This is a genomic window from Anabaena sp. 4-3 (assembly GCF_001597745.1).
Lineage (GTDB): Bacteria > Cyanobacteriota > Cyanobacteriia > Cyanobacteriales > Nostocaceae > Trichormus.
The window spans coordinates 167,489-178,954 of record NZ_LUHJ01000072.1 but is presented as its reverse complement, the minus strand read 5'-3'; the positions used below and the strand labels follow the sequence as shown (position 1 = coordinate 178,954).

6 protein-coding genes are annotated in these 11,466 nt (G+C 42.8%); 2 read left to right on the top strand and 4 right to left on the bottom strand.

Features of this window, described 5'->3' with window-relative positions:
- The 4 genes from A3775_RS25140 to sbcD form a co-directional block, all read right to left on the bottom strand.
- Positions 1-547 (bottom strand): DHH family phosphoesterase (locus tag A3775_RS25140; protein WP_231867052.1); only part of this gene is annotated, 547 nt, incomplete at its 3' end.
- Positions 548-653: 106 nt separating this feature from the next.
- Positions 654-1,079, bottom strand: coding sequence for a hypothetical protein (locus tag A3775_RS21160; protein ID WP_066426645.1), 426 nt, complete (start codon positions 1,077-1,079; stop codon positions 654-656).
- 28 nt (positions 1,080-1,107) lie between these two features.
- A complete protein-coding gene (locus A3775_RS21155) occupies positions 1,108-6,561 on the bottom strand; it encodes an ATP-binding sensor histidine kinase (RefSeq protein WP_066426639.1) in 5,454 nt (1,817 codons plus the stop codon).
- A 301-nt stretch (positions 6,562-6,862) separates the two neighbouring features.
- Entirely contained in the window at positions 6,863-8,095 is a 1,233-nt protein-coding gene (sbcD, locus tag A3775_RS21150) for an exonuclease subunit SbcD (protein WP_066382769.1), read from the bottom strand.
- 594 nt (positions 8,096-8,689) lie between these two features.
- On the opposite strand from sbcD, the gene A3775_RS21145 reads away from it, so the two are divergent.
- Positions 8,690-10,456, top strand: coding sequence for a pentapeptide repeat-containing protein (locus tag A3775_RS21145; protein WP_082803812.1), 1,767 nt, complete (start codon positions 8,690-8,692; stop codon positions 10,454-10,456).
- 109 nt (positions 10,457-10,565) lie between these two features.
- Positions 10,566-11,466 (top strand): phosphorylase (locus A3775_RS21140; RefSeq protein ID WP_066426637.1); only part of this gene is annotated, 901 nt, incomplete at its 3' end.

The following is an 11,466-nucleotide window of genomic DNA, read 5'->3' as shown; positions in this document are numbered from 1 at the left end:
GATCGGTGACAATTACTTTTAAGCCTAGTTCTCTGGCTCTGGCTATGGGTTCATAGGCAGAAATACCATTGTCTACTGTCAGAATTAAGCTGACACCTTCGCTGTGAAATTCTTCGACAATTCGGTTATTAATACCATAGCCTTCGTGCATTCGGCTGGGGATGGCGTAATCTACTTGTGCGCCTAAGCTGCGGAGACTACGCCACAGTAAAGCGGTGCTTGTCATGCCATCGGCATCGTAATCACCGCAGATTGCTATTTTACTTTGGTTGATAATTGTCTGTTGCAGTAATTCTACACTTAGCTGCAAATGGGGGAATTCTGCTAAGGGTGAGGGTAAGTTGATGGTTTCGGGGTTTAAAAAGGCTTGTGCTTGTTCTATGGTTTCTATTTGGCGGTTGATTAGTAATTGGCTGACAATTGGTGAGATGTTGGTTGCCAATGCTAGCTGTTTGGCAAGTTCTGGTTTTTGGGGGTGAATTTGCCAGCGTTGGTTGGGTAGGGTTGTCTGGGTTTGGGTGTTTTCTGGGTGGTGTCTATGTAGCACTTTGAGGTGTTTTTTTAAACGCGGAGGAGCGCGGAGGTAACGCGGAGGAGAGGCAGCGCGTTGCGGGGGTTCCCCCCGTTGTAGCGACTGCCGTCGCGCGGAGGTTTTAGAGTATATTAACTCGGCCGTCGTTGCGGATGTAGAGGGCGCGATCGCCTGGATATTTTCCACTGGGGTGAAGGTTTATGCTTAGTGTGCCAAAGTTTGGTTTGGCAATTTCGGCTCGCAAGGCTGCGCCTGTTTTATCCCAAAATATTAAGGAAATGTTCGGTTCTGTGCCGTCTCCATATTCTAGTTGTATTTTGTCTCCTGGGTTTAAGGGGATGGCTTTGGTATCTCGGATTTTTTCTATTTCTATGACGTTCTTGGTGTTGTTAGTTAATTCTACTCGAATTTTTTGCCCAGGGGTGAATTGCAGGGGACGCGGGCCACATTTGGAGGCACAAGTTCCGGCTATTGTGGTTTGGGGATCATCTATCCCTACTACTAATAGGGTAGCTGCAACTAAGGCGATTGGTAGTTTTTTTAGCATAGGTATTTTAAAGTCAAATATGTAACTTTTACGCTTTGATGGGAATGGCAATCATAAATTCTGTTCCTTCTCCGACAATTGTATTCACTTCGATGGTGCCGCCATGTTTTTCGGTGATGATTTGCCGGGCGATCGCTAGTCCTAATCCCGTACCTTTACCTACTCCTTTGGTTGTAAATAAATGGTCAAAGATTTTGGGTTTGATTTCTTCACTGATGCCTTTACCGTTGTCTCGAATACGGATATATACTTGATTGGCGATCGCTTCTGTGCGAATATGGATTTTTTGGGGGTGGGTTTGCAGTTCGGCAAATGTCCGCGTTTGTGCCATCTCGTCAAACATATCTATGGCATTGGCTAAAATGTTCATAAATACTTGGTTTAATTGACCAGGAAAGCATTGAATTTGTGGGATTTGTCCGTATTCTGTTTTAATGTTGATGGCGGGTCGGTGTTCGTTGCCTTTGAGGCGATATTTTAAAATTAGGAGGGTACTGTCAATACCTTCGTGTAGGTTAGCAGTCACTTTGTGATCGGTGTCAGCACGGGAAAATGTCCGCAAACTTGTACTAATCGATTTGATGCGGTTAGTTGCTCCCCTCATGGAATCGATGAGTTTGGGTAAGTCTGCCATCAAAAATTCTAAGTCGATTTCTGCGGCGTGTTCTTGAATTGGTGCGGCTGGTTGGGGATAATGTTGTTGATACAGTTCTAGATGTGCAATTACATCCTCGATGTATTCTTGAGCGTTGTTGATACTGCCGTTGAGGAATCCAATCGGGTTATTGATTTCATGGGCTACTCCGGCGACTAAGTTACCCAGAGATGCCATTTTTTCGTTCTGCACTATCTGAAGTTGCGACTGTTCTAATTGTTGAGCATAGGCTTGGGCTTGCTGATACAGTCGCGCATTTTCTAAGGAAATCGCCGCTTGGGTACAAAGAAAGTTCAGAATTAGCAAGCGTGGACTTGTAAACACACCATTGGTTGAGCGATTCTCTACATATAACAATCCAATCAAATTGCCTTGATTGAGTATCGGTAAGCAAAGCACACTCAAGGGACGATGTAAATTGAGATAATAGCCCAATACGGGTAAATCTGTTTGAACATCATCAATCACTACTACTTCTTGAGTGTGTTTGACATATTGAATTAGTTTAACGGGAATCTGGGGATTATCCGCTAGTGGTTCTGAGCAAAGTGTGGTAGTTTCTGGTGTGGCGTTGACTCGCAGCAACCAGTCTCCATCGCTATTCGGCAAAATTAAGGCGCAGCGATCGCCCCCAGAATGTTGCAAAATAATTTGTGTTAATTGGTGCAGTAGTTCATTTAGTTGAATGGTGCTGGAAATCGCTTGCGAAGCTTTCAAGACGGCAGCAAAATCTAACACGGTATTGATGCTAGTGTTAGAAGAATTGGAGATAGCTGTTACGGTGTGAATCGAGAGATTTGGCGTAATTAGGGTGGCTAAGGTTTCCAGGGGGTTGAGGGTTGGTGTTGTTTGCTGGAGTATGGGGCGCAGTAAATGAGGGTGGCAATATTCTAAATGATTCGTTTTCGCTTTCGCACCCCAACGGGCATAGCAGTAGTAAGCTTCCTGCATATAGCCGGCAGCTACTTTTTCTTTCCCCCAAGCTAAGTAAAATTTCGCGGCGAGTTCGTTGGCTAGGGCTGCTTCTTGAATATATTTGTTTTCTTTGGCTTGAGCAATGGCGCGATCATATAAATCAATCGCTGTGAAGCTATTACCTTGAATCCGACAAATCTCGGCTTCTACTAATAAACTGCGATGTAAAAAGTTTTCTGGACAATGCTTTGCCCATTGTCTCATTTTCTCTTGGTTACTCTGCAATTTTTCGAGATATTCCCTCTGAAGTGCGGGGGCAGTCTGGGAATATAAAGCTGTGAGACTCAGGGAATAATAAAAGTTATGCGCTGCCACGAAAAACTTGCCTGTGCTAGCTCCCAAATGTGGTTCTGTGGCTGAGGCGTTTGCTAGGGCTTGTTCATGCTCACCTAACAGATACGCCAGCATTGTCTGAGCCGTATGAGCATAGTTAATAGTATTATAATTACTGCTATGATAAAGCTGGGGTAGCTTGACTTCAATATCAAAAAATCTGCCTTTGAGCAGTGCTGAGTTCTTCCCAGGCTCAACTAAGTTATCCACAACCTGCATCCAAATATGTAATTGGTGGATGACTTGTTCTTGTTTTAACCCCATCACCTGTTGAATATATTTCTCAAACTGGCGGTTAATATCTTGGAGATTCTGCCCTGATAGCACGGCACAAAAGTAAGCATTGATTAAGCAGTAAGCACAGCTTTCAGCGTCGCCATTTTGAGCAAAGCTTTGATAACCATCAATCAAGGGTTCTAGGTTTTCCCTGACTGGTTGATAAAAATGGCGTGACAGGGCGTATACTGCATTATACGTTACGGCGCGATACTGTAAGTTAGGCTGCTGCTGTTCTAAGGCGATCGCTAATTCCCCAAACTGTTTACCTGTTTCAATATCCCCTACGCCACCGTTGAGTAAAACACTAAAAATCCCAAAGGCAAAGGGTGTTAACGGTGAGTAGCCATATTTCAATGTCACATCTACCAGTCGGCAAATCAGTAACCCCAACATTTCCGGTGCGGCAAAATAGGCAGGCGGACAAGACCAGCGTAAAATTTTCATAGCCGCTAGTTTATGTCTATCTTGCATGGGTGGCAGTTGTGTGAGATTCTCTAAGCCTACCTGCTGCACTAACTTGCGGGTGGTTTGCAGTGCTTTGACAAAATCTTCAGTCTGAGGTGTTTCTGGAAAACTTTCACCGAGACGATTTAAGGTTTGTACCGCTAAGGTCACTGCTTGCCGAAACTGTGATTGCGTATGATGGTACAATATCAATAATTCATAAATCTGCACTTGGTCGTTAATATCCGTCACCACCGTCAGGATATCATCACACAAGTTTTTCATCGTCTCAAAATCAGTTTTGAGGCAAGCTGCCTCCGCCGCACCTCCATATAAATCTAAGGCGAGGGCATATTGACTCTGCCAACAGTCGCCACTGAGTAAATCAATGCCTTGCTGAAAGTAACCATAAGCAGAATCATAAGCAGTAGCTAGTTTAGCTTTCTTCCCTGCTAATAAATTCAACTGCGCTAATTCTTCTCTTTCCCTGGGCTGGGTAATCAGTTCTACAGCATAATTTAATTGGTTGACAATATCAAAGATTTGTGATTCTAAATCTACGGGGGAAGTATGCCGCCGTAGCAGTTGCCCGATTTTGAGATGGGTTTGCTGCTTATATTCTAATGGAATTAAGAAATAGGCTGCTTGTTGGACGCGATCATGTAGAAACCGATAGGCGACATTTTCAGTAATCATCTGATGATTCTGCGCCTCTTGTCCCAGATAAAATTTATAAACTTGATTCTGGGGAACTACTAACCCTTCTTGCAGTGCTTTCCACAGTGCTTCTGCTACCTCGGCTGGAGACTGTTCGGAAATAATTGCCAAGGTGCTTAAATCAAACGAGTTGCCAATACAAGCGGCTAATGTCAATATATCCTGGGTGGCTTTGGGCAGTTTTTGTAACTGCTGCGCCATAAATTCGACAACATCATCGGTGAGAGACAAGGCATTGATTTGAGCTAAATCACATTCCCAATATCCTGGCTGTGGATTAAAAGTAATTTGCCCATTGTGGTATAATGCCTGAAGAAACTGGCTGATAAAAAAAGGATTACCTTGAGTTTTGCGGATAATTAACTCTGTTAAAGGGTGCGATCGCTCAGTGGTACAATTCAAGGTATCAGCAACTAACTGATTCACATCAGAGAAGCTGAGGGCAGTTAAAGTTATACTATTAATTGTTACTCCCGCTTGTTTGAGTGCCTCCACAGTCAACATCAACGGATGTACCGGCGAAACTTCATTATCCCGATAAGCTCCCAACAGCAACAGATAACTTTTCTCTGCCATCAGCAGTTTCATCAATTGCAGAGAAGCTAAATCTGCCCATTGCAAATCATCCAGAAATATCACTAACGGATGTTCTTTCGTGGTAAAAACAGCAATAAACTTTTGCAACAAGGCATTAAACCGATTCTGGGCGGCTATCCCCGATAATTCCGGCGCAGGGGGTTGTTTACCGATAATTTTTTCTAGTTCAGGAATTACCTCAATCAGTATCTGCCCATTCTCTCCCAAAGCGGCAAGGATTTTGCTTCGCCATTCCTGAAGTAGCGCGTCTGAATCTGACAGCAATTGTGCCATTAAATCGCGCATTGCTTGCACAAAGGCAGATAAGGGAATGTTACGATTGAATTGGTCAAACTTGCCTTTAATGAAATACCCATACTGACGGGTAATCGGTTTGTGAACCTCATTGATTACCGCCGTTTTACCAATCCCGGAAAATCCCGCCACTAGCATGATTTCCGATGTACCAAGGGCGGCACGTTCAAAAGCTTTGAGCAAGGTTTTTACTTCTTTTTCCCGCCCATAGAGTTTTTCGGGAATCAGAAAGCGATCGCATATATCCCGTTGAGCAATGGCAAAATCTTCTACTTTACCAGTAGCTGTGAATTCAGCTAGGCATTTCTCTAAATCAAATTTTAACCCCAAAGCACTTTGATAACGGTCTTCGGCATTTTTGGCGATTAATTTCAGCACTATCTCCGCCACCACCTGGGGAATCCTATCTGGTGGATTTGTGAATCTGGAATTGCCAGAGAAGTTATAACCCCGACTGCCGTTGATTTTAGCTTGGGTAATTTTGAATTTATCTGGTTGTTTAGCAATATGACAATGTACCAACTCCATCGGATCTTCCGAGATAAATGGTAACTCTCCTGTCAATAGTTCATAAAACGTTACACCCAACGCATAAAAATCACTGCGGTAGTCTATTCCTCGGTTCATCCTACCAGTTTGCTCCGGGGAAATATAAGCCAAGGTTCCTTCCAAGACATTAGGGTTTTTGATTTCTTGGGTTTCCTTGGGCAGTAGGGAAGCGATACTAAAGTCAATCAGTTTAACTTGCTGAGTTTGGGGATGAATTAGGATGTTCGCGGGTTTGATGTCTTTGTGAATGACACGATTTTGGTGTAAGTCGTGGAGAATTTGCGATAATTGGATGGCGATCGCTAAAAATTCACTCAGGGAAAGCGTAGTGGTGGTGATATATTCTCTTAAGGAAATCCCCCCTGTATCTTCCATCACCAAGATATAGCTATTACCATAGGTTTCTAGGGATAAGGGATGAATGATACCGGAAATCTCCAGATTTTTGCTAATCGTGTATTGGTTGCGAAATTGTAATAATTCGTTGCAGTTGGGATATTCAGAAGTTAGGAGTTTGATGACTACTGGTAAAGAGTCTTGCTCTCGGATAGCTCGATAGACTAAGGTTTTGCAACCTGCATACAGTTGCTCTTGAATTTGATATCCGGGGATGATAGGGGTAGGATGATCCTTAGTCATTTATACATACCTCTTGAGGCAATTTTTTTTTGCTTATCGGCAAACAACCGCTACGGGTGCATCTACACGAGGTTAGTATTCCCATTAACTAGATATTTATTATATCTGAAGTAAAGAAACTGACAAACTGACTCGGTAAGTTTGGCAATCAGGTTCACAGGATGTCAAGCATTTTACTGTTTAAAGTAGTCGAACACCACATTATACTACTTTGAATGCCTGACAACAAAGGTTATCTATTCAAAAGCGGAGGCAGCACAGGCAACAAAACTCATGACTAATATAGTTAGCAAATCATTAACTAGCTACTAACCCCATCATCAACAAGTAATTTTTCGGCTGCTACTAGCATTGATTCTGCGATATCTTTGAGGTCTTCACGATTTTGTAAGTAAGTTTTAAGTGCTGTCATCGGGTCTATACTACTACTAGCACTCAACTCTGGAATCCTAGGACGAGCTAGCTGACTGACTAATTCGGCTTGAATGGTGTAAACATGGGCAGAACTTAGGGTAGAATGTAGGGCAGTGTTATCAATCAAATCGATTTGTTCAGAACGGAGTTTGTAAATTAGCCGCACTACCGCATCTTGCAAGTCATGTTGAGCGATCGCCTTAATTAAACTACCTTGAGGATCTTCTGCTTTCGATACATCTACTTCGATGGTGCGGAAAGTCCGCACCGGTAAAGGACAAAATTCCCATTCTGCACTCCCCCGTTCCAGTTCTACCATGACATAACCTTTATCTTCTTTTTCTTCACTAAAATCTACCCGTTCAATACTCCCTGGATAAATGACTGGCGGGTTATTAGATTTATGCAAATTCTGATGTCGGTGAACGTGTCCTAATGCCACATAATCAAAACAAGGACGAGTCAGCAAAGATAAAGGGAGAGTAAAACCTTTACCCACTGCCAAAAACCGTTCCGCCCCTAAAGTTGCATTATCAGCCATTAAGTGAGCTAATAACACAGTCGGTATCTCAGGAGCAAGGCGGCGAATTTCCCCCTCTAAAGCAACTTGCAAACGCTGCGTTAATAATTGGTTGACTTCTGCCAAAGATAAACTGTCTGTTTCTTGACGAGTCATCAGCATGGAACGTGTCAACCAAGGTAAAGTAATTACTTGTACTTTACCGTTAGGGGTGGTGATATGATGAGTCATTAACTTATCACCAACTACAACACCTGGTACTCCTAGAGTGCGGTAAATGTTTAAACTCGCGCCTCCTTGTCCTTGGGAATGTTGGTCATGATTTCCCACTAACAACACTGTGGGGATATTCGCATCGACTAACCGCCGGAATTGACTAGCGAAAGCTTCCTGTACATAAGGCGGTGGCGTAGCATTCGGGAAAGCATCCCCACCGAATAACACTAAGTCTACTGCATCCGTCACTGCCCGGTCAATACACAAAGATAAAGCCTGAACAAAATCCTCTAGGCGCGTGTTGACACCGGTGACTGGGTTAATTCTGCCGTGGGAAAAACCGCTTCCCAGATGGATGTCCGAAAGGTGGAGGATTTTCAGCATGATTTGCTTGGGATATGGTATCTGACTGTACTTATTAGGATAGCGATCGCCAAGGACAATACAAAGATGATTTTGTCACATCCACAATTCTTGTTGAGACGGGATTCATTGCGTTTCTTGTGATTGTTTGAGAAATTCTTAGCAAACACTGCACTGTTTACGAAGAAAATTTACTTTATTTTAAGTTTTGCCCTAATTTGATAGATATTTGTACGGTGATTGCTATGTTGAGAAGAATCATCTGCGATTCAGGAATTTCCCGAAAATGAATAGCTCTAAACCAAATCAACTGGGCGTATCTATGGCAATGGGCGTTTTAATCATGTTGACGAGCGCGAGCATTATTACAATCATGAGTATGTTCTAGAAGCGGACACTATCAGTTTTAGGAATAGAAAATTTTAAATACTTGAAAAATCAGGGTTATGGGTTTATAATAGCTACTAACCCTACTCCCTGTAGGGGTTTAGCATTGCTAAACCCCTACCCCCTACTGAGTATTTAACCGACAGGAACAAAAAATACTAGATGTGTATCCGTAAAACTATAGAGTAAATCTGTAGATTGAGACAGCATTTTGGCAGAATGTTACGGATGCAATCAAAGATGACATTGTTGAACAGCAAGCAAATAGGACTTTCAGCCGTTTTTGCGGCTGTGACTGTATTGACACCAATATTTTCGCACCTTCCGGTTTACGCGCAAAGACCAGAACAGATTAAACAATTGCTTGATACGAATAAATGTGCTAGATGTAATTTAAGCCGAGCCAACTTAAGCCGGAAAAATTTGGTTAGTGCTGACCTTTATCAAGCTAATTTGAATCAAGCTAACTTGGAAGGTGCAGACTTAAGTAATGCAGACTTGAGAAACACTGATTTAAGGGGAGCGAAACTGTTTCGTGCTAGATTATTTCGTACTGACTTAGCTAATGCAAATCTCAGCAATGCTGACTTAAGCGGTGCTGACTTCACTGGTGCAGACTTGAGAAATGCTAATTTAAGCAGTGCTGATTTAAGGAATGCGGACTTGAGTGATGTTAACCTGAGTGGTGTAACTCTAACTTTTGCTAATCTCCGGGGTGCGAGACTGGATAATGTTAACCTCACAGGTGTGAATCTCAACGGTGTAAATCTGAGTGATGTTAACCTGAGATTTGTTAATTTTCGTGGTGTGACTCTCAGAGGTGTTAACCTGAGTGGAGCAAACTTGCAGGGTTTTGACTTGCGAGGTGTGGAACTGAGAAATGCTAAATTGAGTTATGCTAATCTGCGGGATGCGAACCTGGCTAATGCTCAATTGCAGAATGCTGACTTGAGTTATGCTAACCTGCGATATGCTAACTTAAGAGGTGCGGAATTGGTAGGGACGAAACTTGGCGGTGCCAATTTAGAAAATGCTGACCTTAGAGGTGCTAACCTAGATGTAGAGCGATTACCTGATAACGTCCAAGCTGATGCGAGTGACTATACTAGATGGGGAGATAATCGCTACAAGAAACGAGATTATAGAAATGCGATCGCCTATTATAATCAAGCTATAAAAATCAACTCTAATAGTGCCGCAGCTTACACTAATCGGGGTTTAGCTTATAGTCAACTCAAAGACTATCAAGCTGCCTTAGTAGATTACAAAAAAGCCTTGGAAATTGACCCCAATTATAGTCAAGCATACACCAGTCGGGGACTAACTCGCATTGCTCAACAAGAATATCAAACTGCGTTAGCTGACTTTGAGCAAGCCATTCGGCTTCAGCCTAACGACGCAGAAGCTTACAATGGGAGAGCGACAATTCGCCGTATTCAGCAAGACTATGCGGGAGTAATTGCGGATGCTTCCCAAGCGATTAGAATTAATCCGAGATTTGCTGAAGCTTATTATAACCGAGGTTTAGCCCGCTTTGCTCAAAAAGATTATCAAGGAGCGATTCAAGACTATGATAAAACCATCGAGCATTCGGAAGGTTGGGCGTTAGCATTTTATCATCGGGGACTAGCTCGTGCAGCGATAGGTGAACATAGAGATGCTACCAAAGATTTTGATCGAGCTATAGATATAGATAACAACTACATAGAAGCTTACTATCAACGTAGTGTAGCACGGTTAGCGCGGCAAAAATACCAGGATGCGATTACAGATAGCGATCGCGTAATTCTCAGAGAGCCTAACCATGCAGCAGCTTATGAAGTCAAGGGGAATTCCTTCTTGGCTTTAAACAAAATACCAGAAGCACAGCAAGCTTTTGCCCAGGCTATCAAAATCTATTCGCAAAAGCAGGAGACTGCTAATTTACAGCGAGTAGAGCAGATTATGAACAGTATAGCAGAAGGCAGAAGCCAACAGCCAGGAAGCAGGAGGTAAATGCTAAGTCTTCCTAGCTGCAAGCGATCGCCTGAACTTGTCTAGGTGTTGTGAGATTTTGCAACATTTGCCTTAAAATCTGGTGAGTAGGGTGGAAACGTAGTTAACCATGTCAGACGCTCAGATATTACTGCAACCCAGCACATTATGGGAGAGGGTAAAAAACCAGACTAAATATGCTTTAGAATGTGGTGCGCTGCTATCGATACCGACAGAGTTTGAGTTTGTCGAACAGGATGGTGTTAAATTCTTAGTGCGGATTTTATCTAACCTAGTTCGTAAAGACGCAGCGAAGAAACAACAAGACAAACAAACAACTGCATCTGGTAAAGAGTTTAATCCGTTTCTGCCCTACGAACAAGATTTATTTGTGGCGGATATCTCAGATACTCATGTATGTATCTTGAATAAATTCAACGTAGTAGATTACCATCTATTAATTATCACCCGTGCCTTTGAAGAACAGGAAAGCTTACTAACTCTAGCAGACTTGACAGCGATGTGGGCGTGTTTAGCGGGAATAGACGGTTTAGTATTCTACAACGCTGGTAAAACCGCAGGTGCAAGCCAAAAACATAAACATCTGCAATTAGTACCCCTACCTTTAACACCTTCAGGAACAAACATACCCATAGAACCGCTTTTAGCCGCAGCGAAACTTGAAGACGGGATATTCACCATACCCAGACTACCATATCAACACGCCTTTGCCAGATTAAATCCAGCGTGGATAGAGTCACCATACACAGCAGCCAAAACCACCTTAGAAACCTATCATCACTTACTGCGTACTGTAGGTTTAGGTGCTATTGATAATGAAAGACAAGCAGGAGCTTATAACCTACTAGCCACAAGAGAATGGATGCTAATTGTACCGCGATCGCAAGAAAAATTTCAAACCATATCCATCAACTCACTAGGCTTTGCTGGTGCAATGCTAGTCAAAAACCCATCAGAAATGCAACTCCTCAAACAACAAACCCCAATAAACATCCTCACCCAAGTTGCCC

What these genes read in the sequence shown, in the direction of transcription:
- sbcD (WP_066382769.1), bottom strand. Translation starts at nt 8,095, where the DNA reads ATGCTGAAAATCCTCCACCTTTCGGACATCCATCTGGGAAGCGGTTTT.
- A3775_RS21145 (WP_082803812.1), top strand. Translation starts at nt 8,690, where the DNA reads ATGCAATCAAAGATGACATTGTTGAACAGCAAGCAAATAGGACTTTCA.
- A3775_RS21155 (WP_066426639.1), bottom strand. Translation starts at nt 6,561, where the DNA reads ATGACTAAGGATCATCCTACCCCTATCATCCCCGGATATCAAATTCAA.
- A3775_RS21160 (WP_066426645.1), bottom strand. Translation starts at nt 1,079, where the DNA reads ATGCTAAAAAAACTACCAATCGCCTTAGTTGCAGCTACCCTATTAGTA.